The sequence below is a fragment of the Ramlibacter sp. PS3R-8 genome (assembly GCF_037572435.1).
GTDB lineage: Bacteria > Pseudomonadota > Gammaproteobacteria > Burkholderiales > Burkholderiaceae_C > Ramlibacter.
This window is the reverse complement of sequence record NZ_JBBHGT010000008.1, coordinates 84,559-108,601: the sequence shown is the minus strand read 5'-3', so window position 1 is coordinate 108,601 and position 24,043 is coordinate 84,559. Positions and strand designations below refer to the sequence as shown.

23 protein-coding genes and 1 pseudogene are annotated in these 24,043 nt (G+C 69.4%); 15 read left to right on the top strand and 9 right to left on the bottom strand.

Going from position 1 to position 24,043, the window contains the following annotated elements; translation table 11 throughout:
• Position 1 precedes the first annotated feature (1 nt).
• Genes WG902_RS21625 through WG902_RS21610 form a run of 4 tightly spaced genes read left to right on the top strand, consistent with a single transcriptional unit; the run spans position 2 to position 3,266 of the window.
• The gene (locus WG902_RS21625) at positions 2–868 is read left to right on the top strand and encodes a PhzF family phenazine biosynthesis protein (protein ID WP_340062291.1); all 867 of its coding nucleotides are present in this window, start codon (positions 2–4) and stop codon (positions 866–868) included.
• Position 869: 1 nt separating this feature from the next.
• Positions 870–1,547: a VOC family protein gene (locus WG902_RS21620; protein ID WP_340062290.1), complete on the top strand. Its 678-nt coding sequence runs from the start codon at positions 870–872 to the stop codon at positions 1,545–1,547.
• A 20-nt stretch (positions 1,548–1,567) separates the two neighbouring features.
• The gene (locus tag WG902_RS21615) at positions 1,568–2,545 is read left to right on the top strand and encodes a threonine dehydratase (RefSeq protein WP_340062289.1); all 978 of its coding nucleotides are present in this window, start codon (positions 1,568–1,570) and stop codon (positions 2,543–2,545) included.
• Between the two features lie 49 nt (positions 2,546–2,594).
• Complete coding sequence (locus WG902_RS21610; RefSeq protein WP_340062288.1) at positions 2,595–3,266, top strand: histidine phosphatase family protein; 672 nt, start codon at positions 2,595–2,597, stop codon at positions 3,264–3,266.
• On the opposite strand, the gene WG902_RS21605 is transcribed toward WG902_RS21610, so the two are convergent.
• Together WG902_RS21605 and WG902_RS21600 are read right to left on the bottom strand one after the other, a co-directional pair.
• Positions 3,257–4,621 carry an ATP-binding protein gene (locus WG902_RS21605; RefSeq protein ID WP_340062287.1) on the bottom strand — a complete coding sequence of 455 codons (1,365 nt, stop codon included), beginning with the start codon at positions 4,619–4,621 and terminating at the stop codon, positions 3,257–3,259. The two genes, WG902_RS21610 and WG902_RS21605, sit on opposite strands and share 10 nt — an antisense overlap.
• Positions 4,618–5,304 (bottom strand): response regulator transcription factor, encoded by a 687-nt coding sequence (locus tag WG902_RS21600; protein ID WP_340062286.1) that lies wholly within the window; start codon positions 5,302–5,304, stop codon positions 4,618–4,620. Before WG902_RS21600 ends, WG902_RS21605 begins: the two co-directional genes overlap by 4 nt.
• Positions 5,305–5,357: 53 nt before the next feature.
• On the opposite strand from WG902_RS21600, the gene WG902_RS21595 reads away from it, so the two are divergent.
• The 4 genes from WG902_RS21595 (at position 5,358) to WG902_RS21580 (ending at position 8,470) form a co-directional block, all read left to right on the top strand.
• The gene (locus tag WG902_RS21595; protein WP_340062285.1) at positions 5,358–6,041 is read left to right on the top strand and encodes a phosphatase PAP2 family protein; all 684 of its coding nucleotides are present in this window, start codon (positions 5,358–5,360) and stop codon (positions 6,039–6,041) included.
• A complete protein-coding gene (locus tag WG902_RS21590; RefSeq protein ID WP_340062284.1) occupies positions 5,960–7,678 on the top strand; it encodes a phosphoethanolamine transferase in 1,719 nt (572 codons plus the stop codon). The genes WG902_RS21595 and WG902_RS21590 overlap by 82 nt, the downstream gene beginning before the upstream one ends.
• Positions 7,679–7,698: 20 nt before the next feature.
• Positions 7,699–8,079 carry a thioredoxin family protein gene (locus tag WG902_RS21585; protein ID WP_340062283.1) on the top strand — a complete coding sequence of 127 codons (381 nt, stop codon included), beginning with the start codon at positions 7,699–7,701 and terminating at the stop codon, positions 8,077–8,079.
• Positions 8,080–8,218: 139 nt separating this feature from the next.
• Entirely contained in the window at positions 8,219–8,470 is a 252-nt protein-coding gene (locus tag WG902_RS21580) for a KGG domain-containing protein (protein ID WP_340062282.1), read from the top strand.
• Positions 8,471–8,537: 67 nt separating this feature from the next.
• Here the strand turns inward: WG902_RS21580 and WG902_RS21575 are convergent.
• The 5 genes and pseudogenes from WG902_RS21575 to mdeB form a co-directional block, all read right to left on the bottom strand.
• Positions 8,538–8,741, bottom strand: a pseudogene (locus tag WG902_RS21575) (cyanase); the annotation flags it as partial.
• 136 nt (positions 8,742–8,877) lie between these two features.
• Complete coding sequence (locus WG902_RS21570) at positions 8,878–9,078, bottom strand: hypothetical protein (protein ID WP_340062281.1); 201 nt, start codon at positions 9,076–9,078, stop codon at positions 8,878–8,880.
• A gap of 111 nt (positions 9,079–9,189) precedes the next feature.
• Positions 9,190–9,513: a plasmid stabilization protein gene (locus WG902_RS21565; RefSeq protein WP_340062280.1), complete on the bottom strand. Its 324-nt coding sequence runs from the start codon at positions 9,511–9,513 to the stop codon at positions 9,190–9,192.
• A gap of 222 nt (positions 9,514–9,735) precedes the next feature.
• Positions 9,736–10,554, bottom strand: coding sequence for a creatininase family protein (locus tag WG902_RS21560; protein WP_340062279.1), 819 nt, complete (start codon positions 10,552–10,554; stop codon positions 9,736–9,738).
• 42 nt (positions 10,555–10,596) lie between these two features.
• Positions 10,597–13,209: an alpha-ketoglutarate dehydrogenase gene (gene mdeB, locus WG902_RS21555; protein ID WP_340062278.1), complete on the bottom strand. Its 2,613-nt coding sequence runs from the start codon at positions 13,207–13,209 to the stop codon at positions 10,597–10,599.
• A gap of 181 nt (positions 13,210–13,390) precedes the next feature.
• Between mdeB and WG902_RS21550 the strand changes: the two genes are divergently transcribed.
• The 5 genes from WG902_RS21550 to WG902_RS21530 are packed head-to-tail and all read left to right on the top strand — an operon-like array spanning position 13,391 to position 18,339.
• Positions 13,391–13,546, top strand: a complete 156-nt coding sequence (locus WG902_RS21550; RefSeq protein WP_340062277.1) for a hypothetical protein — start codon at positions 13,391–13,393, stop codon at positions 13,544–13,546.
• A gap of 43 nt (positions 13,547–13,589) precedes the next feature.
• The gene (locus WG902_RS21545; RefSeq protein WP_340062276.1) at positions 13,590–14,324 is read left to right on the top strand and encodes an alanyl-tRNA editing protein; all 735 of its coding nucleotides are present in this window, start codon (positions 13,590–13,592) and stop codon (positions 14,322–14,324) included.
• A gap of 43 nt (positions 14,325–14,367) precedes the next feature.
• A complete protein-coding gene (locus WG902_RS21540) occupies positions 14,368–16,500 on the top strand; it encodes a protein-disulfide reductase DsbD family protein (protein WP_340062275.1) in 2,133 nt (710 codons plus the stop codon).
• Positions 16,501–16,532: 32 nt separating this feature from the next.
• The gene (locus WG902_RS21535) at positions 16,533–17,012 is read left to right on the top strand and encodes a CoA-binding protein (protein ID WP_340062274.1); all 480 of its coding nucleotides are present in this window, start codon (positions 16,533–16,535) and stop codon (positions 17,010–17,012) included.
• A 1-nt stretch (position 17,013) separates the two neighbouring features.
• Positions 17,014–18,339 (top strand): O-acetylhomoserine aminocarboxypropyltransferase/cysteine synthase family protein, encoded by a 1,326-nt coding sequence (locus WG902_RS21530; RefSeq protein WP_340062273.1) that lies wholly within the window; start codon positions 17,014–17,016, stop codon positions 18,337–18,339.
• A gap of 45 nt (positions 18,340–18,384) precedes the next feature.
• On the opposite strand, the gene WG902_RS21525 is transcribed toward WG902_RS21530, so the two are convergent.
• Complete coding sequence (locus WG902_RS21525; RefSeq protein WP_340062272.1) at positions 18,385–19,476, bottom strand: tetratricopeptide repeat protein; 1,092 nt, start codon at positions 19,474–19,476, stop codon at positions 18,385–18,387.
• A 47-nt stretch (positions 19,477–19,523) separates the two neighbouring features.
• Here WG902_RS21525 and hemE point away from each other — a divergent pair, with 47 nt between their 5' ends.
• A complete protein-coding gene (gene hemE / locus WG902_RS21520; RefSeq protein WP_340062271.1) occupies positions 19,524–20,621 on the top strand; it encodes a uroporphyrinogen decarboxylase in 1,098 nt (365 codons plus the stop codon).
• A gap of 366 nt (positions 20,622–20,987) precedes the next feature.
• Positions 20,988–23,030 (top strand): primosomal protein N', encoded by a 2,043-nt coding sequence (locus WG902_RS21515; protein WP_340062270.1) that lies wholly within the window; start codon positions 20,988–20,990, stop codon positions 23,028–23,030.
• Positions 23,031–23,123: 93 nt separating this feature from the next.
• On the opposite strand, the gene rsmI is transcribed toward WG902_RS21515, so the two are convergent.
• Entirely contained in the window at positions 23,124–24,020 is an 897-nt protein-coding gene (rsmI, locus tag WG902_RS21510; RefSeq protein WP_340062269.1) for a 16S rRNA (cytidine(1402)-2'-O)-methyltransferase, read from the bottom strand.
• Between the last annotated feature and the right edge of the window lie 23 nt (positions 24,021–24,043).

The window sequence follows — 24,043 nt, the reverse complement described above, 5'->3', positions numbered from 1 at the left end:
CATGAACCGGCGCCCATTCAAGCAGGTCGATGTGTTCACCGAGACGCCGTACCGCGGCAACCCGCTGGCCGTCGTGCTGGACGGATCCGGATTGAGCACGCAGGAGATGCAGCACTTCACCCACTGGACCAACCTGTCGGAAGCCACCTTCCTGCTGCCGCCCACGCACCCCGACGCCGACTACCGCGTGCGGATCTTCTGCCCGGGCCGGGAACTTCCGTTCGCGGGACACCCCACGCTGGGCAGTTGCCACGCGTGGCTCGAAGCGGGAGGCAAGCCCCGCGGCGAACACGTGGTGCAGGAATGCGGCATCGGCCTGGTCAGGCTGCGTCGGGATGGCGCGCGCCTGGCGTTCGCGGCGCCGCCGCTGCGCAAGAGCGGCCCCCTGCCGGAGGAAGACCTGGCCCTGATCGCACGCGGCCTTCGCATCTCGCGCGGCGACATCGTCGGCCATTCCTGGTGCGACAACGGGCCGAACTGGCGCGGCGTCCTGCTGCGTTCAGCCGACCAGGTGCTCTCCCTCCAGCCGGATGCGGCCGTGCTGGCCGGTCTCGACATCGGCGTCGTCGGCCCGCGAGGCAAGGTGGGGGTGGTCGCACCGCACGGTGCAGGCGAAGAGGTTGCCTTCGAAGTGCGCGCCTTCTTTCCCGGCAACAACGGCATGGTGGAAGACCCGGTCACCGGCAGCCTCAACGCCGCCCTGGCGCAATGGCTGATCGGGGCCGGGCTGGCTCCCACGCGCTACGTCGCCGCGCAGGGCACGGCGCTGGAGCGCGCCGGGCGCGTGCACGTCGTGCAGGACGCCGGCGGCGAGATCTGGATCGGCGGCGCCTCGGTGACCTGCGTCGACGGCCGGGTGACGCTCTGATATGCAAGCACGCATCGATCACCTGGTGGTGGCGGCGGCCGACCTGGCGGAAGGTGCGGCGTGGTGCGAGGCCACCCTGGGCGTGCAGCCCGGACCCGGCGGCGAGCACCCGCTCATGGGCACGCACAACCTGCTGCTGCGCGTCGCCACGGTCAACTACCCGCGCGCCTACCTGGAGATCCTGGCGATCCAGCCCGGCCGCGCACCCCAGCGTGCGCGGCGCTGGTTCGACATGGACGACGAGGCGGTTCGCGATGCATTGCGACGGCACGGGCCGCGGCTGCTGCACTACGTGGCCAGCGTCCCCGACGTGGCCGCCGCGGTCGGCGCGCTGAAGGACGCCGGACATGACCGCGGCCCGCCCTTGCCCGCGTCGCGCATGACGCCACGCGGCTTGCTCGAGTGGCAGATCACCTTGCGCGAGGACGGCCAACGGCTGCTGCACGGCCTGCTGCCGACGTTGATCCAGTGGGGCGCAACCCACCCGGCGTCCGCCATGCCGGAATCCGGTGTCACCTTGCAGGCGCTGTGCGCCTATGCGCCCCAGCCGGCTGCGCTGGAACATGCGTACCGCACCATCGGCTTGCAAGGAGTGACCGTGAAAACCGGCGCCACCAACCTGTGCGCGGTGCTCGACACCCCGCGCGGCCGCGTCAAGCTGGAATCGAAGGGCCTCTGAGCCCCAACGTACGGAGCCCCATGAACTTCACCCGAGAGCAGCTCGATGCAGCGCGCGCCACCGTGCGCGAGTTCGTTCCCCCGACGCCGCAGTTCGCCTGGCCGCTGCTGCGGCAGCGGCTGGGCATGCCGGTGTGGGTCAAGCACGAGAACCACACGCCCGCCGGCGCGTTCAAGGTGCGCGGCGGCATGACCTACTTCGAGCATCTCGCGCGCAGCCAGCCCGGGGTGCGCGGCGTCGCCTGCGCCACGCGTGGCAACCATGGCCAGTCGGTCGGCTGGGCCGCACGCCGGTTCGGCTTGCAGGCCACCATCGTGGTACCGCACGGCAACTCGGTCGAGAAGAACGCGGCCATGCGTGCGCTGGGCGCGACGCTCATCGAGCATGGCGACGACTTCCAGGCAGCGCGCGAACACGCGATCGCGCTGGCGCAGGCCGAAGGGCTGCACATGGTGCCGTCCTTCCATGCGGACCTGGTGCGAGGCGTCGCCACGTACTGGATGGAATTCTTCGAGAGCTTCGCGGACGGCCAAGCACCCGCCGTGGTCTACGTGCCCCTCGGGCAGGGCTCCGGATTTTGCGCGGCGGCCGCAGCCCGCGCCGCGACCGGCGCTCGCAGCAAGCTGGTGGGCGTCGTCTCGGCCCATGCAACCACCTTCCTCGATTCATGGCGGCAGGGCCGCGTCGTCGAGGCGCCCGTCACCACCATCCTGGCCGACGGCATGGCCTGCCGCATCGCCGAACCGGAAGCCCTGGAGATCGTGCGGCGGGAGGCCGAGGACATCGTTGCGGTCAGCGACGCCGAGGTCGCGCAGGCCATGCGCATCCTTTTTTCCGACACGCACAACGTGGCCGAAGGCGCAGGCGCCGCGGGACTCGCGGCCGCCATCCAGCAGCGGGACCGCTACGCAGGCCGGGCCGTCGGCTTTGCCCTGACCGGCGGCAACGTGGACAGCGACGTGTTCGCCCGCGTGCTGGCCGATCGCTGGCCCGCGTGAGTCACCGCGGGGACCGCATCCGCCACCGCTTGTTTGCCAGAATGGCTGCATGGGCACCCTCTACCTCGTTCGCCACGGCCAGGCCTCCTTCGGTGCGGACGACTACGACCAGCTCAGCGAGCTCGGCCGGCGCCAGAGCGTCCGCCTGGGCGAATATTTCGCGGAACGGGGCATCCGCTTCGATGCCTTGATTGCCGGCACGTTGCGGCGGCACAAGCAGACGCTGGAGGGCATCCTCAAAGGCATGAACCATGCGGGCGAACACCTGTCATGGGAAGGCCTCAACGAATACGACAGCGCCGCCGTCATCGCCACCGTGCATCCGCACAAGCTGGAGAAGCCGACATCGCCGGAGACGTACCGGCATCACTTTCGCCTGCTGCGCGACGGGTTGGCGCGGTGGATGGCCGGCGACGCAAGCCCTGCCGGCATGCCGACCTATCCGCAGTTCGTGGCCGGCGTGACGGGGGCGCTGGACCACGTGCGCGCCAGCCACTACGGGCAGAGCGTGCTGGTGGTCAGCAGCGGCGGCCCGATCTCCACGGCCGTCGGGCAAGTGCTGCAGACGCCGCCGGAAACCACCATCGAGCTGAACCTGCGCATCCGCAACACCTCGATCACGGAGTTCGCCTTCACGCCCAAACGGCACATGCTGGTGAGCTACAACGCCGTCCCGCACCTCGATGGGCCGGAATACAAGGACTGGGTCACTTACGCCTGACCGCTTTCCGGCGGCGACGGAAAACACAGCCGCCAGCAGCGGCGGCCATCCGGCAGCGCGATGTCAGGCTCGAAGCTCGCCCCGTGCAAGGCCGCAACCTTTTCGACCACGCGATGGCCGAGACCCAGCCCGAGCGGTTGCACGCGCTGCGATGCGGCCTCTCCCGGTTCCCCCTCGCGTCGCGGCCCGTCGTCACACACTTGCAGCCACCCGCGCTGCGGATCCAGCTCCACTTCGACCTGCGTGCCGCGGGCGGTGTGGGCCAGCGCGTTCTGCACGAGATTGCGCAGCGCCAATTCCAGCAGCACCGGATGGCCCGCTAGCGCAAAGCTGCCGGGACTCGTGAGACCCAGTTCACGGCCCCCGGCATGGGCGTCGGGGGCGAAATCCGAAACCACCCGCCGCGCAACGCCGTCCAGGTCGACGGGCTGCGCCGACTCGTGCAGCTCCGCCCGGCTGGCACGGGCCAGCGCCAGCAGGTGGTGCAGCACCTCCCCTGCGCGCCCGGCGTCCTGCTCCAGCAGCCGCAGCGCCTCCTGCTGCGCCCGGCCCGGCGCCGTGTCCCGCACGCTGCGCGCCTGCAGCGCCAGCGACGCCAGCGGCGTGCGCAGTTCGTGCGCGAATTCGTTGGCCAGCGCCCGTTCCCGGGTCAGCGCGGCGTGGTACCGCTCCACCAGCCGGTTGATCGCATCGACGGTGGCCGACAACTCCTCGTAGCGCACCGGCGCCTGCAGCTTCCGCGCATCCCGGGTGTCCAGTGCATGCACCTGCTCGGCCAGTCGCCGCAGCGGCCTCAGGCCGCGATGGATCGCCATTCCGAGCACCAGCGCGACGGCCGGCAGGAGCCACAGGCCGGGTGCCACCACTTGTTCGGCGATGTCGTCGGCCAGGTCGTCACGCTCCGCCTGCGACAGCATCACGGTCACCCGGTGGGCATGCCCCGAGTCCCAGCGTGAAAAGGACCGCCACGCCCGTGCCGGTGCCCCGACCTGCAGTGTGGCAAAACCTTCGCCCGCATCGAACGCGGGGGCGGGGGCGTCACCGCTGCGCGAGATCAGCCGGCCCTGCGCATCCCACACGACCACGGTCAGCGAGCGCTGGTAGTCGTGCGCCCGCAGGTCGCGGCCATCCGTCAGGCCCCGGGCGCCCTCGGCTTCGCGCAGCCCGCCCGCCGCCAAGGGCAGCAACAGGGAGCTGACGCTGGCAAGATGGCCGTCGGTGAGTTCATCGGCCTCGTGCTCGCCGGTCATGTAGGCAAAGCCGATGAACGCGGCCCACACCAGCGTCAGCGCGCCCAGTGCCCACGCGAGCAAGTGGCGCGTCAACGTCGGGCCGGTGGCGGCACGCAGGTTCATCGGGTGGGCTCCGCCGGCACGTAGTAACCCACGCCACGCACCGTGCGGATCAAGGATTCGCCGAGCTTGCGCCGCAGATGATGGACGTGCACTTCGATGGCATTGCTTTCCAGCCCGCCGTCCCAGTTGTACAGCTGCGTTTCCATCTGCGCGCGCGACAACACCCGCGGCCGCGCTTCGACCAGCGCAAGCAGCACCGAGAATTCGCGCGAGGCCAGTTCAACCGGCACCCCGGACCGCGATACGGTGCGGGCGGCAGGATCGATCTCCAGCTCACCGTAACGGATGGTCGCCTGGGGACGCCCCGTCGTGCGGCGACGCAGCGCGCGCATCCGGGCCGCGAGTTCGTCGGGGTCGAATGGCTTGGTCAGGTAGTCGTCCGCGCCGAGGTCGAGCCCGGCGATGCGCGAGGCGACCTGGTCCCTCGCGGTCATGATCAGGATGGGCGTGGCGGGATCGGGCAGGCGGCCGGGCAACGTGTCCCGCAGCCGGCGCAGCAGCGTGCTGCCGTCGCCGTCCGGCAAACCCAGGTCGAGCAGCACCACGTCGTAGGGTTCGCCGGCCAGGGCGCGCCAACCTTCGGCAACGGTGGCGGTGCAGTCCACGGCATGGCCCGCACGCCCCAAGTGCGCGGCCAGGCCGGCCGCGATGCCTTCATCGTCCTCGACCACCAGCACGCGCATGCGGACATTGTGCGTTAAGGATGACTTAAGGGTGGCCGTTCAGCATCCGGCCCATGAAACTTGGAATGGACAGCGCCAGGACCGAAGCGACCTGGCTGACAGTGGGCTTCGTGGTGCTGGCAATGGCCTGGGACGCAGCCGGGCTGGACCTGCCGCTCGCGCGCCTGGCCGGATCGGCCGCAGGCTTTCCATGGCGGGACCACTGGCTGCTGGCCGCAGTGCTGCACGACGGTGCGCGACGCCTGTCCTGGCTGTTGGCGCTGGCCCTTTGCTTGTCCGTATGGTGGCCGCTCGGCGTCCTGAAGCAGCTGCCGCAGGGACGGCGGCTTCAACTGGCCATCACCACCTTGCTTGCCGCGCTGGTCGTGTCGATGCTGAAGGTCGGCAGCCACACCAGCTGTCCTTGGGAGCTCAACGAGTTCGGAAGCGTCGCACGCTACGCCACGCACTGGACCCTGCGGAGGGACGGCGGCACGGGGCGCTGCTTCCCCGCCGGGCACGCGGCATCGGGGTTCAGCTTCGTGGCGGCTTACTTTGCTTTCCGGCCCTTCGACCGTGCAGCGGCGCGCCACTGGCTGGCGGCGGCGGTCGGCGCCGGCCTCGTCCTGGGGCTGGCGCAGCAATGGCGCGGCGCGCATTTCATGAGCCACACCCTGTGGACCGCAGCGATCTGCTGGATCGTTGCTATCGCCATCGACGCCGGCTGGCCGCGCGGCGCGAAAGCGGCAAGGGCATGACCTTGCGGCCGCAGGACCCCCGCGCCATTGCGCTGTCCACCCTGGTGGCCTGGACGACACTCTGGATCGTGCTGGCCGGAAACGCGCCGTTGTGGCGCGAGTTGCAGGTGCGCGGCCTGCTGGAGGCGAAAAGCGGATGGCTGCTGGCGGGCACCCTGGCCGGCATGCTCGCGGCCGGACTCTTCGCGCTCCTGAGCCTGCTGGCATGGCGTCCGGTCCTCAAGCCGACCCTGGTCCTGCTGCTGTTCTCCTCCGCGCTGGCGGCTCATTTCATGTGGACCTACCACATCGTCATCGACAGCAGCATGGCGGCCAACACGCTGCAGACCGACTGGCACGAGGTGCGGGCGCTGTTGTCGCCGCGCCTGTTCGCCGTGGTCCTGCTGACCGGGGCACTTCCGTCCTGGCCGGTGTGGCGACTCCCCGTCGCGCGCCGGCCCTGGCAACGGCAGGCGCTGCGCAACGCCATCGGCGCACTGGGCGGCCTCGCGGTTCTGGGCGGACTGCTGCTGCTCAGCTTCCAGCCCCTGGCATCGACCATGCGCAACCACAAGGACCTGCGCTACCTCATGAATCCCTTCAATACGTTGTATGCGGCAGGCCAGGCCGCATACAGCGGCAAGCGCACGCAGGCCGACGTGGCGCGCCTCGGCCTCGATGCGCGCGTCGCACCGCCCGCCGCAGGCGCCAAGCCCCGCTTGCTGCTGCTGGTGCTGGGCGAGACCGGCCGCAGCGCAAACTTCGGCATCAATGGCTATGCGCGCGAGACCACACCGGAGCTGGCCCGCGCTGGCGTCGCGACCTTCCGCAACGCATGGTCTTGCGGCACCAGCACCGCCGCGTCCGTGCCCTGCATGTTCTCGAACCTCGGCCGCGCGGGCTTCTCCGCCCGCGAACGGGATTCCGAGAACCTGCTGGACGTGCTGCAGCACGCCGGCCTGGCGGTGCTGTGGATCGACAACCAACCCGGGGGCTGCAAAGGGGTCTGCGCCCGCATCCCCACCGCCGACACTTCCGGCGCGCGGGATCCTCGCTTCTGCGCACGCGGCGAATGCCACGACGAAATCCTGTTGGCCGGGCTGGAGGAACGCATCGCCGCCCTGCCCGAGGCACGGCGGCGCCTGGGCGTGGTCGTGGTGTTGCACCAGATGGGGAGCCATGGCCCCGACTACGCGCAACGCAGCCCGCCCGCATTCAAGCGGTTCATGCCGGAGTGCGCCAGCAGCCACCTGCCGGATTGCAGCCGCGAGGGCCTGCGCAACGCATACGACAACACCATCGCGTACACCGACCATGTGCTGGGGTCGGCCATCGGCTGGTTGCGGCAGCGCGCCGACTACGACGGGGCCCTGCTTTACGTCGCCGACCACGGGGAGTCGCTCGGCGAAAACAACCTCTATCTCCATGGGTTGCCGTACGCGCTGGCACCCGACGTACAGAAGCACGTGCCGTGGATCACCTGGTTGTCCCCGTCGTTCCAGCAGCGCACCGGCGTGACGCTGCCCTGCCTGCAACGCCAGGCGGACCTTCGGGTCACGCACGACCACCTGTTTCACTCCGTGCTGGGCCTGATGCAGGTTGCCACCTCCGCATACCGCCTGCCACTGGACGCGTACGCAGGCTGCGGTCCTCACTGAGTCGCCGCTACACTGCGGCCATGGACAGCACCGGCGCCTCCGAGCCAGCCACGTGGTGGGTGGCGTGCCTGTGCGCCGCGTGGTGCGGCGTATGCCGCGAATGGCAACCCCTGTTCGCCGACCAGGCGCGCGCGCATCCGCACATGCGTTTCGCGTGGGTGGACGTGGAGGACGAAGACGACGCGATGGGCGAGGTCGATATCGAAACCTTTCCCACGTTGCTGGTCGCTCGCGGTTCCGAAGTCCTCTACCTCGCACCCATCCCGCCCTCGGCGACGCAATTCACCCGCCTCCTCGCCACGCTTGAAGCTCAGCCGGTGCCCGCTCCGGGGCTCCCTGACGACGCGAATGCGCTGCTGCATCGGCTTCGGGCCGAAGTCCTGCCCCGCAACCTGTTCTGACGAGGTAGGGGCACTCCTACACCCAGCAGCATTCGCGCCTGACGAGCGGAGTGCGCGCTTGCAAGCTCAATCGGAACCATGGACGGCAAAGACCGGACATGCAGTTCCAACATTTTTGTTCTTGCAAGGAGATCCCCAAATGGCTTCCAATAATCAGGGCAACCAGGGCGGCAAATCCAACCGTGGTTTTGCTTCCATGGACCCGCAGCGCCAGCGCGAAATTGCCAGCGAAGGCGGCCGTGCCGCCCACGAGAAGGGCACCGCCCACGAGTTCACGTCCGAAGAGGCCCGCGAGGCCGGCCGCAAGGGCGGCATGGCTCGCAGCGCCAATCGCCGTAACGCGATGAAGAGCGAGAGCGGCTCGCACAGCGGCGGCGGCAGCAACAGCTGACACTGGCAGGGCGCCCGCAACGGCGCCCGTCCCGCGACTCAAGACCGCGCAAGCGGTCTTGTTTTTTTCAGTGCGCCTTGTACGGCAGGAACCTGCCCGACAGCACCACTTGCACGCGATCGCCCTGCGGGTCCGCCTGCCGCGTGATGTCCATGGAAAAGTCGATCGCGCTCATGATGCCGTCGCCGAACTCCTCGTGGATCTACTCCTTGATCGTGCTGCCGTACACGTTGACGATCTCGTACCACCGATAGATCAGCGGATCCCTCGGTCCAGCCGATGCCCTGGGACACCTTGGCGCCAATGATCTTTTCGGTGATGTCGTTGCGGTTCATGCTTGGTCCTCGGGCGGCCGCCGGACGCCCCTTCCCAGGACTAGCAACGGCTGTGCCCAGCCGCAGGGCGCCTCAGCCGTCGCCCAGCTGCCACTCGCCGACCAGGCGCACGCGGGCATCCAGGTCTTCCGGCAGGTCCAGCGGCAAGCGCGAGGGCTCGGGCGCTGCCGCCGACACCGGAATGATCGCCGTCGCCTCGAGGCCCGCGGCTGCGCCTTCCTGCGCAGCGCGGGGCAGCGGCAAGGGGAGCTGGAAGACGGCGGAGAAACGCATGAGCTGGACCTTGCCCCCAGTCTAGGCAAGAGTGCGTGACACCGCTGTGACGGACCGCACGGGCCGCGCCTATTTGCGCGCGCTGTGGGCACGCGCCAACGCGAGGTACGCTCAGCGCTCCACCGCGCGTTCGAGCTGCGCCTTCGACATCGTCGACCGGCCGGCGATGCCCTTGCGCTTGGCCTCTTCGTACAGCTGGTCCCGGGTGCGGCCGCCTTCACCGCTGTGCGAGCGCTGCCCGCCGCGTTTCGACGCCGGCATGTCGCGCAGGGATTGCGCACTCGCGTGCTTGGCTTCGCCGTGCTGCGCGCGCTCCTTGTTGACGGTACGGGCCGCGATTTCCTCGGCCACCTTTTCGCTCTTGCCGCGGCCCTTCAGGCCGTCCTTGATGTGCTCGTACTGGCGTTCGCGCTTGTCGCTCCACGTCTTGGGCATGTTGGTCTCCTGGTGCTGGTTACGAGAATGGACAGGCGCCGATGCGGACTCGGACCGATCGGGCTCGGCCGGGGACGAGATGTCGCCCAGCGACACGGCCACGTCCACTTGAGGATGCCGCCACTCCTTTTCAAATCTAGCGATGACGTTGCTCCGGCGTGTCGGAAGGCTCGGAACCTCGCGTAGGACGCGCCGCAGGCTTGATCGGCCGCGGGCCGGCGGTCACGGCGTGCCGGAAGCCACCAGGGTGGAAAGCGGCAGCGCGGCCATCTCCTGCAGCAGGGCGGCCAGCTGCGCGGCGGCTGCGTCGAGGACCGCCGCGCCCTTCTGCGCTGTCGCCGCGGCCGCATTGCCGGCGGCGCCCTCGGTGTTGTAGTCCCGCATGGCCCAGCCCAGCTTGGCGCTGCGGCCGTTGCCCAGCACGGGATAGGCCGCCGCGCGCTGCCGTGAAGTCGACGGGAAGTCACGCGCCTGCGCCATGCGCACGCCAGGCGCCTGCAACGCCAGCATCAGCGAGGTTTCGATGTCACCCGCATGCACGCCGAAGCGGTGCTCCCCGGCGCTGAAGAGGCCGTCGACGGCTTCGCCGAGCGGCAGGTTCCACCAATTGCAGCCGTACACGATGAGGTCGCAGCGCACGCGCAACTCGCGCGCCACGATGTCCAGCAAGCTGGCCTGGCCCCCGTGGCCGTTGAACAGCAGGAGCTTCTTCACCCCCGCGCGTGCGACCGACTCACCCAGCGCGACCCAGGTGGCGATGACCGTTTCGATCGGCAGGGTCAGGGTGCCGGGGAAGTCCGCGTGCTCCGGGCTGTAGCCGACTTGCTGGGTCGGGAGCACCAGCACCGGCAGATCGGCCGGCAACTGCGGCAAGGCCCGGGCGACGATGCCGTCGACGATCGCCCGGTCCACGGACAAGGGCAAATGCGGCCCGTGCTGCTCGGTGGCGCCCACCGGCAGGACGGCCACCGTCCGCGCCGGGTCGATCCCCGCGAAATCGGTGGTGCCCAGGTCGGCCCAGAAGCGGGAAGGGAGTGCCATGGGCGGCATCTTACGAGAGCGCCGACGTGTGCACGCCGGGCCTCAGGACAGCGCGTGCTGCGCCGCCTTCACGATGCTTGCCGCGTCCACGCCGAAGAAGTCGCGCAAGGCAGCCCGGGTGTCGCTGCGCCCGAAGCCGTCGGTGCCCAGGGTCACGTACCGGCGGCCCTGGGGGACGAAGGCGCGGATGCTCTCCGGCACCGCCCGCACGTAGTCGCTGGCGGCGATCACCGGGCCCTTGCCGGCCAGTTGCGCCGTCACGTAGGCAATGGCGTCGCGCGTTCCCGCGTTCGCGTGCTGCTCGCAGGCCATGCCGTCGCGCGCCAGCTCGCTCCAGCTCGTCACGCTGAACACTTCCGTGGGGATGCCGTCGGCTGCGAGCTGCTGCGCCGCCTGGATCACCTCCATGAGGATGGCGCCCGAGCCCAGCAGGGTGACGGGCTGGCGGGCGGTGGCGTCGCCGTAGCGCGCGTACCGGTAACAGCCACGGATCACGCCTTCGCCGGCGTCCGGCGGCAAGTCCGGCTGCGCGTAGTTCTCGTTCATCAGCGTGACGTAATAGAAGACGTCGCGCTGCTCCACCAGCATCTCGCGCATGCCCCGATCCACGATCACCGCCATCTCGCCGGCGAAGGCGGGGTCGTAGGCCTTGCAATTGGGAATGGTGGCCGCCACCAGGTGGCTGCTGCCGTCCTGGTGCTGCAGGCCCTCGCCGCCCAGCGTGGTGCGCCCGGAAGTGGCGCCCAGCAGGAAACCGCGCGAGCGCTGGTCGGCCGCCGCCCAGATGGCGTCGCCCACGCGCTGGAAGCCGAACATCGAGTAGTAGATGTAGAACGGCAGCATGGCGTAGCCATGGACGCTGTAGCTGGTTGCCGCGGCCGTCCAGCTGGCTATCGCGCCCGCTTCGCTGATGCCCTCCTCCAGGATCTGGCCGTCGAGCGCTTCGCGATAGGACAACACCGAGCCGATGTCCTCCGGCTCGTAGCTCTGGCCGGCGCTGGAGTAGATGCCCACCTGCTTGAACAGGTTGGCCATGCCGAAGGTGCGCGCCTCGTCGGCCACGATGGGCACGATGCGCGGGCCGAGCCGCGGGTCCTTCAGCAGGCCGCCCAGCAGCCGCACGAAGGCCATGGTGGTGGACATCTCCTTGCCGCCGGCCTGCAGTGCGAACTGGGCGTAGCTGCCCGCGTCGGGCACCGGCACGATGTCGCAGGTGGTCAGCCGCCTGGGCAGGTAGCCGCCCAGCGCCGCCCGCCGCGCATGGAGGTAGCGCATTTCGGGGCTGTCTTCGGCCGGCCGGTGGAATGCAAGCCCCTTGGCCTCTTCGTCGGACAGCGGCAGGTTGAACCGGTTGCGGAATTCCAGCAGCGCCGCGTCGTCCAGCTTTTTCTGGCTGTGGGTCGTCATCCGGCCCTGCCCCGCGGCACCCATGCCGTAACCCTTCTTGGTGTGCGCCAGGATCACGGTGGGCTGGCCGCGGTGCTTCGCGGCGGCGTCGTAGGCAGCGTGGACCTTCACCAGGTCGTGGCCGCCGCGCTTGAGCCGGTCGATCTGCTCGTCGGTCATGCCTTGCGCCAGGCGCGCCAGCTCCACGTCCTGGCCGAAGAAATGTTCCCGGTTGAAGCGGCCATCCTTCGCCGCAAAGGTCTGCATCTGGCCGTCCACCGTGTGCGCGAAGGCGCGGACCAGCGCATTCGTGGTGTCGCGCGCGAACAGTCCGTCCCAGTCGCTGCCCCACAGCAGCTTGATCACGTTCCAGCCGGCGCCGCGGAACAGCTTTTCGAGTTCGTCGACGATGCGGCCGTTGCCGCGCACCGGGCCGTCCAGGCGCTGCAGGTTGCAGTTGACCACCCACACCAGGTTGTCGAGTTTCTCGCGGGAAGCCAGCGTCAGCGCGCTCATGCTCTCCGGCTCGTCCATTTCGCCGTCGCCGAACACCCCCCAGACCTTCCGGTCGGCGCAGTCCACCAGTTGGCGGTGCGTGAGGTAGCGCATGAAGCGCGCGTGGTAGATCGAGCTGATCGGCCCGATCCCCATCGAACCGGTGGGAAACTGCCAGAAGTCCGGCATCAGCCAGGGATGCGGGTAGCTGGAAAGGCCGCGCGCGCCCTGTTGCGGCGCGGTGATCTCCTGCCGGTAGTGCGCCAGGTCTTCCGCGGTGAGGCGTCCTTCCAGGTAGGCCCGCGCATAGACGCCGGGGGCGCTGTGCGGCTGGAAGAACACCAGGTCGCCGCCGTGCTGCTCGTTGCGGGCGCGAAAGAAGTGGTTGAAACCCGCCTCGAACAGGTCGGCCGCGCTGGCATAGCTGGCGATGTGGCCACCGAGTTCGCCGTACGCGCTGTTCGCCCGCACCACCATGGCCAGCGCGTTCCAGCGCATGATCGACGCGAGTTTCTCCTCGATGGCGAGGTCGCCGGGAAACACCGGCTGGCGCTCGACCGGCACGGTGTTGACGTAAGGCGTCACCAATTCCGGCGACCAGGCGACCCGGGGCCCTCGGGCCAGCACGGCCAGCTCATCCAGGATAAAGCGGGCCCGCGCCGGGCCATGCGTGGCCACCAACGCCAGGAAGGCGTCGCGCCACTCCGCGGTTTCCGAGGGGTCGATGTCGCCGGCCTGGCCGGTGAGGTAACGGGTGATGCTGTCGTCGGCCATGCCTGCACTGTAGACATTCCGCGGCGGATGCGCAGAAACCCGTAGGTCATTCCGGGCCACCGGATGTCCACGGGCCCACGCCGCTGTCGGACTCACGCTGACTGCCGGGCAGCCACCATGGCCGCGCACGACGGGTATTTCGCCGAACGACAGGAGCCTCGCGGATTAGCACCATGGAGCCATGGAAACGATTCGCACCGCCACCGTGAACACCGCCAAGGCCGCCTGGATGCGCGCCATGTGGCCGTCGATGGTGCTGAGCGCCGCGATCGCGCTGGACCAGTACACCCGCGGCCCCTCCATCAGCGCCATGCTGCTGACCTACTTCCTGGGTTGACCCCGCCGCCGGCCGTGCCGGCGGAAAGCGGGACAATCCGGACATGACCCAAGAGTTGTTTCGGCAGGACGCTTACCTGCGGGAGACCCCCGCCATCGTGGTCGCCATCGGGGAACAGGGCGTGGTGCTGGACCGGACGGTGTTCTATCCTCTGGGGGGCGGCCAGGCTGGGGACGCCGGAGTGCTGGTGCTGGCGGACGGCCAGGAACTGCTCGTGGCTGACGCCCGCAAGTGCAAGGATCCCGAGGGCAAACCGGTCCCGGGCGTCGCCCACGTGCCTGCGCCAGGCCAGGAGGCGCTGCTGGCGCAGCTTCGTCCTGGCGACTCCGTCGTGGCCCGGATCGACTGGGAGCGCCGGCACAGGCTGATGCGCTTCCATACCACGACGCATTTGCTCTGCCACCTGGTGCCGCAACTGGTGAACGGCTGCTCCATCACGCCGGACTCCGCCCGCCTGGACTTCAACATGACCGATCCGCTCGACAAGGACGTCCTGACGGAAGGCATCGCACGCTTGGTCGCGGCGGCCCACACCGTCGAAGTCGGAGCCATCAGCGACGACGAACTCGACGCCAATCCGGCGCTGGTCAAGAGCATGTCCGTGCAGCCGCCGCGCGGCACCGGCAGCATCCGGACCATCCGCGTCGGCGACGCCATCGACTTCCAGCCCTGCGGCGGCACGCACGTGGCCAACACGTCCGAGATCGGCCGCGTGGTGGTGACCAAGATCGAGAAGAAGAGCGCCACGACCCGCCGGGTGGTGCTGGGTTTCGCATGAGGGGCGGAACTTCGCGGCCGCTGCTGAGCTCCACCGTCCACCCATGACACCTTCGCGCCTGTACGCAGTCCTGCTGGTCGCGGCTGCCGCCCTGCTGGCTCCAAGTGCCTTTGCGCAGGACAAGTCGGTCGCGTCGACGGACCGGACTCGCGCCGAACTGCTCGCCCATGCGCCGGAAGGGATCGCCGCAGGCAAGCCGCTCTGGCTGGGCTTGCGCCTCACCCACCAGCCCGGCTGGCATTCGTACTGGAAGAACCCCGGGGATTCCGGGTTGCCGACCCAGCTCCAGTGGGAATTGCCGGCGGGCATGGACCCCGCGGACATCGCCTGGCCGGCCCCGAAAAAGATGTTCATCGGGCCGCTGGCGAACTACGGCTACGAGGGCACCGTGCTGCTGCCCGTTCCCGTGACGGTGACGCAGTCCTTCAAGCCGTCCCTGTTCGGCGACGCCGAGATCCGGCTCAAGGCGAGCTGGCTGGTGTGCAAGCAGGAATGCATCCCTGAAGAGGGCAGCTTCATGCTGAAGCTGCCGGCGCGCAGCACGACGGCGTTCCACGGCGCTGCGTTCGACGCCGCGGTGGCTGCGCAACCCCGGCCGGTGCTCACCTCTGTCGACAGCATCCTTGCCGGCAGCTCGGCGCGGGTCGACGGGTCCGCGCTCGCCGTCACCGTTCAAGGCCTGCCGGTTGCCCTCCGCGGCAAGAAGCTGGAATTCTTTCCCGAGACGGCCGAAGTGATCGAGCCGGGCGGCGCGTGGACCCAGCAATGGAATGGCGCCACGTGGTCTGCACGGGTCCCTCTGTCGCCACACCGCAGCGCGAGCCCCACGCTCATGCCCGTCGTCGTCACCGCGGACGGGGCGGGCTGGCGCGCCGAACTGAAGGTCGCCGGGCCCTGGCCCCCGGTCGCAGCCCCCACGGCCGTGTCTCCGCGGCTGGAAGCTGCACTGCGCGATGCTGCTGCGCGTCCCGCGTCGGCTCCCATCAGCTTCGCGGCCGCGCTGCTGGGCGCACTGCTCGGCGGCCTGATCCTGAACCTGATGCCTTGCGTGTTCCCAGTGCTTGCCATCAAGGTCGTCGGGTTCACGCGCCACGCGGACGACCGGCGCGGTCATCGCGCGAGCGGACTCGCCTACACCGCCGGTGTGGTCACATCTTTTGCGGCGCTCGGTGCGGCCATGCTCGGGTTGCGCGCCGCCGGCGAGCAATTGGGGTGGGGGTTCCAGCTGCAGTCGCCGATCGTGGTCGCTGCGCTCGCTGCCCTGTTCACGTTGATCGGCCTGAACCTGGCCGGCGTGTTCGAGTTCCGCTCTTTCCTGCCGAGCCGCGTGGCCACGCTGGAAGCCCGCCATCCGGTCACCAATGCCTTCCTCACCGGCGTGCTGGCGGTGGCGATCGCTTCCCCGTGCACCGCGCCCTTCATGGGCGCGTCCCTCGGCCTGGCCATCGGCCTGCCCGCCGCGCAGGCGCTGGCCATCTTCATCGTGCTGGGCCTCGGCATGGCCTTGCCTTATCTCGCCGCGAGCTGGATCCCGGCAGTGGCCCGCTGGCTGCCGCGTCCGGGCGCGTGGATGGACATCTTCCGCCGGTTGATGGCCTTCCCGATGTTCGCCACCGTCGCCTGGCTGGTGTGGGTGCTCGGCCAGCAGAGCGGCATCGACGGCGCCGGCGCGCTGCTCGCCATCCTGGTGGCCCTGAGCATGGTGGTATGGACGCTGGCACTGCGCGGCCGCGCCCGGGCGATCCTGGCCGTCCTGGCGCTGCTGGGCCTCGGCACCGTGGCCTGGAGTACGGGCTCCGCCATCACGCGGGCCGGGCCGGTTACAGCTGCTGCAACGCAGGACCGCTGGCAGCCCTGGGCGGCGGAGCGCGTCGAGCAGCTGGTCGCCGGCGGGCAGCCAGTGTTCGTGGATTTCACCGCCGCCTGGTGCGTGACCTGCCAATACAACAAGCGCACCACGCTCGCCCGGCAGGACGTGATGGCCGGCTTCCAGGCCGCCAATTTCGCACTGCTGCGCGCGGACTGGACGCGCCGCGACCCGGCGATCACCCGTGCGCTGGCGCAATTGGGGCGCAACGGCGTCCCCGTCTACGTCATCTACAAGCCGGGCAAGCCGCCCGTGGTGCTGTCCGAAGTGCTGAGCGCCGACGAAGTGCGCTCCGCGATAGCCCTGTAGTTGCGCCCGGGGCCACTGCGTACACTGGCCTCATGAGCACCATCCACGCGCTGCGCCGGATCCTGGCCACCTGCCGCACGATCGCCGTGGTCGGACTGTCGCCGCAGTGGCATCGCCCGAGCTTCTTCGCGGCCAAGTACATGCTGGAGCACGGTTACCGCATCGTCCCGATCAACCCGTCGGCACCCGAGATCCTCGGCCAGCGCAGCTACCCCAGCGTCGCGGCCGCGGTCGAGGCCGGCGAGAAGATCGACATGGTCGACTGCTTCCGCAAGAGCGCGGACATCCCGCCGCTGGCCGACGAGGCGATCGCCATCGGGGCGAAATGCTTGTGGATGCAGATCGGCGTGATCGACGAAACATCCGCGGCCAGGGCGCGGGCCGCTGGCCTGGACGTGGTGATGGACCGCTGCGTCAAGATCGAGCACGCCCGGCTCTTCGGCGGCCTCAACTGGGCCGGCGTGGATACCAAGGTGATCTCGGCGCGGCGGCCGCAGCAGCTGTTTTATTGACATGGACGAAAAAGACCACGCCTACGGCTTCGGCACCCGCGCGATCCACTCGGGCGCCATTCCGGACCCGGTGACGGGCGCGCGTGCCACGCCCATCCACCAGACCACCAGCTTCGTCTTCGACTCCGCCGAGCACGCCGCCAGCCTGTTCAACCTGCAGACCTTCGGCAACGTCTACAGCCGCATCAGCAACCCCACCGTGGCGGTGCTGGAAGAACGCGTGGCCTCGCTCGAAGGCGGCCGCGCGGCCCTGGCCTGCGCCACCGGGATGGCGGCGCAGATGACGGCGATCCTCGCGATCCTGAAAGCCGGCGACCACATCGTGGCCGCATCCACGCTGTACGGCGGCACGGTGGGACAACTCGGCATCGGTTTCGGCCGGCTCGGCATCGAGACCACCTTCGTCGATCCGGAAGACCCGGACAACTTTCGCCGCGCCATCCGTCCGAACACGCGGGCGGTGTACGGCGAAACCCTCGGCAACCCGCTGGTCAACGTGTTCGACATCGAACCGGTGGCGCGCATCGCCCACGAGCACGGGCTGCCGCTGATCATCGACAACACCGTTGCCAGCCCGTACCTTTGCAACCCCTTCGCCTTCGGGGCTGACATCGTGGTGCACAGCGCGACCAAGTACCTGGGCGGGCACGGGACGACCATGGCCGGCGTGGTCGTGGAATCCGGGAAGTTCGACTGGGGCAGCGGCCTGGCGCGCGAAAAATTCCCGGAGATGCTGGCGCCCAGCCGCGCGTACCACGGCGTGAAGTTCTACGAGACCTTCGGCGACTTCGGCTACACCATGAAGGCCCGGATGGAAGTCAACCGCACCTTCGGCGCGTCGCTGTCACCGCTGAACGCGTGGCTGATCCTGCAGGGCATCGAAACCCTGCACCTGCGCATGCAGGCCCACTGCCGCAATGCGCTGCGCGTCGCTGAATTCCTGAGCGACCACCCGCTGGTGGGCTGGGTGAACTATCCGGGGCTGGAAACTTCCGCGCACCACGCGCTGGCAAAAAAGCAGTTCCGCGCCATCGACGGCAAGCCGGGCTCCTCCGGCATCCTGACCTTCGGCATCCGCGCCGCGGACCCGGTGAAGGCGGGCGAGCGCTTCATCGATGCCTGCGAGTTCCTGAGCCACCTGGCCAACATCGGCGACGCCAAGACGCTGGTGATCCACCCGGCCTCCACCACGCACCGGCAACTCGACGAAGCGGAACTGGCCCGCGCCGGCGTACGGCCGGACATGGTGCGCCTCTCGGTGGGCATCGAGGATGTCGAGGACATCCTGTGGGACGTCGACCAGGCGCTGCGCAAGGCGGTCTCGTAACGCCTGGCGTTGCAGGTCGGGTTGCGCAAAGCGCACCCCGACCCCCTATACCCTCTCCAGCCACACGAACAACCCCGAAATCGGCTGCCGCTGGTCTTCCCGCACCGGCCGACGCTCGAGCGCCGCGAAGCGAAAGCCGTGGGTGTCCGCCAGCCGCCGCAGCCCGGCCTCCGAGTGTGCATACCGCAGGCTGGGCCGCAGCTCGAACTCTTCGCCCAGCGCTTCCTCCACCGTGAACGAGAAGCGGCCGCCTGGCAGCATGACGTTCGCGACCTGGGCGAACACATCGTCGAGCGCCCCGACGTAGACGAACACGTCCGCGGCGACCACCAGGTCGTAGATGTCGGGGCTGCGTGCCAGGAATTCGACGATGTCGCCTTGCTGCAGGCCGTCGTACAGGCCCAGCTCCCGCGCCTTTTCCACCATGTTGGCCGAGAGATCCACGCCCGTCAGCCGGTCGGCCAGCGGCCGCAGGTAGCGGGCGCACAGGCCGGTGCCGCAACCCAGGTCCAGTGCGTTGTGATAGCGGCGGCCGGTCGCCGCCAGCCGGTCCGCCAGCACGGGCGGCGCGTCGTAGCGCAAGGCCGCCACGAGGTGCGATTCGAAGTGCGCCGCATAGTTGTCGAACAGGGTTTCGACATAGCTGCGCGGCGCCTTGCGGGGCGGCTGCCCGGCGTCCAGGCCCGCCAGGTAATAGTGCAGCAGTTCCGGATCGCCACCACGCCCGAGCGCTTCGCGAAAAGACTCGGCCGCATCGTCAAGCAGGCCGAGTTCCTTGAGCACCGTGCCGCGCAAGCGCCAGATCGTGGCACTGCCGGAGTCGCGGGCGAGCGCGCGGTCGAACATCTGCAGCGCTTGCGCCGGCACGCCGATTTCGGCCAGCGCGGTGCCGCAGTGCCCCAGCGCCTCCGCGTTGTCGGGCTCCAGCGTCACCGCCTCCTGCAACAGGGTGAGCGCCTCGTCGGGGCGGCCGAGCTTGATCCGCACGGCGCCGAGATTGGTCAGCACCGAAGGCCGGCCCGGGGTGAGCGCCAGCGCCTCGGTGAATTTGCGCTCCGCCTCCAGCCAGCGGCCGGCCTCGTAATGGCCCACGCCCTCGAGGAACAACAACCGTGCCTGCTCGAAAGTACTGTCCATGCCCACTCCTGAAGCAAGATCATAGGGCCTGCGACAATCACCCTCCGATGGCATTTCCCCCGCTCACCAACGACACATTCCTGCGCGCATGCCTGCGCCAGGCCACGCCGTACACGCCGTTGTGGTTGATGCGCCAGGCCGGCCGCTACCTGCCCGAATACAAGGCCACGCGCGCCCGCGCCGGCAGCTTCATGGGGCTGGCCACCAACGTGCAGTACGCCACCGAGGTCACGCTGCAGCCGCTGGAGCGGTTCGACCTCGACGCTGCCATCCTGTTCTCGGACATCCTCACCGTGCCCGATGCCATGGGGCTGGGTCTGAGCTTCGCCGAGGGCGAAGGCCCGAAGCTGGCGCGCCCGCTGCGCGACGAGGCTGCCGTCGCCGCGTTGCGTGTTCCGGACCTGGACCAGCTGCGCTACGTGTTCGACGCGGTCACGTCGATCCGCGGTGCACTGCAGGGCCGCGTGCCCCTCATCGGTTTTTCCGGCAGCCCATGGACACTGGCCTGCTACATGGTGGAAGGCAGCGGTTCCAGGGACGACTGGCGCGGCGTCAAGAGCATGCTGTACAGCCGGCCGGACCTGATGCACCGCATCCTCGCCATCAACGCCGAGGCGGTGGCCGCGTACCTGAACGCCCAGATCGATGCCGGTGCGCAAGCCGTGATGGTGTTCGACAGCTGGGGCGGCGCGCTGGCCGCCCGCGCTTTCCCGGAATTCAGCCTCGCGTACACGGCATCGGTGCTTGCCAGGCTGAAACGCCATGGCGCCGACGGCCAGGTGGTTCCGCGCATCGTCTTCACCAAGGGTGGGGGCCTGTGGCTCGACCAGATGGAGCGGCTCGACTGCGACGTGCTGGGTGTCGACTGGACGGTGAGCCTCGCCAAGGCGCGCGCGCTGGTGGGCGCCTCGAAGGCGTTGCAGGGCAACCTCGATCCCGCCGTGCTGTTCGCGCCGCCCGAGCAGGTCGGCGCCGAGGCCCGCCGCGTGCTCGAGGAGTTCGGCGCGCCGCACGAGGGCAACGGCCCCGGGCCCACGCACATCTTCAACCTGGGACACGGCATCAGCCAGTTCACGCCGCCCGAAAACGTGCATGCACTGGTCGAAGCGGTGCATTCTCATTCGAAGCACATGCGAGCGCGTTGAACGCACACTCCGCGGTTTGCATTAGGGAGTTCCCTAGCTGACACATGACAGGAAAATGGGCTCGCGCCTTGACTTATGCACAAAAACTGTGTTGCGGGGTCCGGACGGCGGGATGGGGGCCATTTCGCCGCTTCAAAAACAGTAGCGCACGTAAGTGCTTGATTTTGTTGAAGATGCGTTTGGATGCAGATTCCCGCCCCGACGCCGCAAGCCATTGATCTGTCAGGCCTGCGGGCGCTCCCGAGGGGGTCTATCCCCAAACTTATCCACAAGAAAATGCACCCCAGGACAAACGACTGTGGAATCAACGACTTACCCGGGTTTTCGCGATGTTTGCTTAAGCACTGCTCCTAAGCTCACGAACGGATGAGCGAGATCGTCCATGTCGTGGTCCCGACGCCGGCCCACAGTTCCCTGAGCGAGCCCCTCACCTATGCCAGTGAGTTGCCACTTTCGCCGGGCAGCTTGGTGCGCGTGCCTCTCGGCAAACGCGAAGTTTGCGGCGTGGTCTGGGACGCGCCGGCGGAACCGTCGGCCCCGCCTCCTGCCCAGCTCAAGCGCGTGGGCGGTGTCCTGGATGGGCTGCCGCCTTTGTCCGCGCACTGGCGCCAGCTCGTCGGTTTTGCAGCCGGGTACTACCAGCGCAGTCTCGGCGAGGTGGCCCTCGCCGCGTTGCCGCCCCAGCTGCGGGAGCTGGACGCCGGCCAACTCGCCCGCCGCCTCAAGCGCGCAGCCGCCGCCGCGGGCGCGCCAGCGCAAGCAACCCGGCCGGACCTGACGGCCGACCAGCAGCGCGCGCTGGACGCGATTGCGGCGCAAGACGGCCCCTTCCTTCTCTTCGGCGCCACCGGCAGTGGCAAGACCGAGGTGTACCTGCGGGCCATGGAAACCTTGCTGGCGCGCGATGCGCAGGCGCAGGGCCTGGTGCTGGTCCCGGAGATCAACCTGACGCCGCAACTCCAGGCGCGCTTCGTCGAGCGCTTCGGCGCCGACGCGGTGGTGCCGCTGCACAGCGGCATGACCAACCCGCAGCGCCTGCGCAGCTGGATCTCGGCGCACTCCGGCACGGCCCGCATCGTCCTGGGCACCCGGATGGCGGTCTTCGCGTCGCTGCCGCGGCTGGGCCTGGTCATCGTCGACGAGGAGCACGACCCCAGCTACAAGCAGCAGGAGGGCGCGCGCTATTCGGCACGCGACCTCGCCATCTACCGCGGCCGCACCGAGGGCGTGAAGGTGGTGCTGGGATCGGCCACGCCGTCGCTGGAAAGCTGGCAGGCCTGCGACCGCGGCCGCTACCGCTGCCTGGAGATGCCGGACCGCGTGGGCGCCGGCGCCCTGCCCGCCGTGCGCGTGGTCAACATGAACCACCAGCCGCGGGGCACGCTGTTCTCGCCGCCGCTGCTGGCCGCGATCCAGGCGCGCATCGCCCGCGGCGAGCAGTCGCTGGTGTTCCTCAACCGCCGGGGCTACGCGCCGGTGCTGGCCTGTGGCTCCTGCGACTGGCGCAGCGAATGCAGCCATTGCAGCGCGTTCCGCGTCTTCCACAAGATCGACCGCACGCTGCGCTGCCACCACTGCGGCTACACCGAACGGGTGCCGCGCGCCTGCCCCAAGTGCGGCAACGTGGACGTCGCACCGCTGGGCCGCGGGACCGAGCGGCTGGAGGAGCAGCTGGCCGAATTGCTGGCGGACGCACGGCGGCAGGATGGCACGCCGGTGCGCATCGCGCGCATGGATGCGGACAGCACCCGGCTCAAGGGCGCCCTGGAGCAGCAGCTGGCGCAGGTGCATTCCGGCGAGGTGGACGTGCTGGTCGGCACCCAGATGGTGACCAAGGGGCACGACTTCCGAAGCATCACGCTGGTGGCCGCCGTGAACCCGGACTCGGCGCTGTTCTCGAGCGACTTCCGCGCGCCGGAGCGGCTGTTCAGCCTGCTGATGCAGGCGGCCGGCCGCGCCGGCCGCGATGCCGCACACGCCGCAGCCAGCGAGATGTGGGTGCAGACGTTCAACCCCGACCATCCCCTGTTCGTGGCGCTGAAGAAGCACGACTTCCCCGCGTTCGCCGCGCAGCAATTGCGGGAGCGGCGCCAGGCCGCCATGCCGCCGTTCGCTTTCCAGGCGTTGCTGCGGGCCGAAGCCCGCACCCAGGAGGTGGCGCAAGCATTCCTGCAGGCGGCCGCGGATGCGAGCGCCGGGCTGGAGGGCGGGGGGCACGTCGTCGTCTACGCGCCCGTCCCCATGGCAGTGCAGCGGGTGGCGAACGTGGAACGCGCGCAGCTGCTGCTGGAAAGCGGCTCGCGGCCGGCGCTGCAGGCCTTCCTGTCCGCATGGCAGCCGGTGCTGCAGGACCTCAGGACGAAGGGGTTGATCCGGTGGGCGGTGGACGTGGATCCGCTGGCGGTGTGATGTCGGGGTTCGCTGTCGCGAAACCCGACCTGCGATGCGGAACGGCGCACCAGGCAGGCCGGGTTTCGCGCGAAGCCGAACCCCGGCAGCGACTTACGCATCGTCCTTCATCGCCAACGCCGCCTCATACAACCCATTGCGCGGCGCCCCCGTGATCTCCGATGCGAGCTTCACCGCCGTCTTCACCGGCAACTCCGCCAGCAGCAGCTGCAGCACCCGCCGGGGTGCTGCTTCATCGGCCACCACCGGCGTTCCGTGCAGCAGGAGCGCGAACTCCCCCCGAAGGCGCTGCGGCGAACCCTGAACCCAGGCGGTCAGCCCCGAGCACGGGACGGTGGCGATTTCCTCGAACTGCTTGGTCAGTTCGCGCCCGATCGTGACCTCCCGCTCGCCCAGCACCGCCAGCGCCTGAGCGACGGCCGCGATGCGATGCGGGGCCTCCAGCAGCACGATCGGACGGCTTTCCTGCCGCAACGATTCGACGGCTTGCTGGCGCTCTCCTGCCTTGGTGGGCAGGAAGCCGTGGAACACGAAACCCTGCCCGTCGCCGCCGGCCCCGCCCGCGCTGACGATCGCCGTGACACTGCTCACGCCCGGCACCGGCACCACGACGCAACCCGCCGCGCGCGCCGCGGCCACCAGCCGTGCCCCCGGATCGCTGACGCCCGGGGTGCCCGCGTCGCTGGCGTACGCGATGCGCTGGCCGGACTGCAGCCGGCGCACGACCTCCTGCGCCGCTTCCGCCTCGTTGTGCTGGTGCACGGCAAGCGTCGGCTTGTCGATCCCGTAGGCGCGCAGCAGGGCCTGCGTGTGCCGGGTGTCCTCGCAGGCCACGGCATCCACCAGTTGCAGGACGTGCAGGGCGCGCAGCGTGATATCCGCCAGGTTCCCGATCGGCGTGGCCACCACATACAGCCCCGGCTGCGGATAATGCTGCGCAGCCGCTGCATCGCGGGCCGCGGCCAGCGCAGGGGCAAAGGAAGCGGTCAATCGGACTCCTTCGAGGGGGCAGG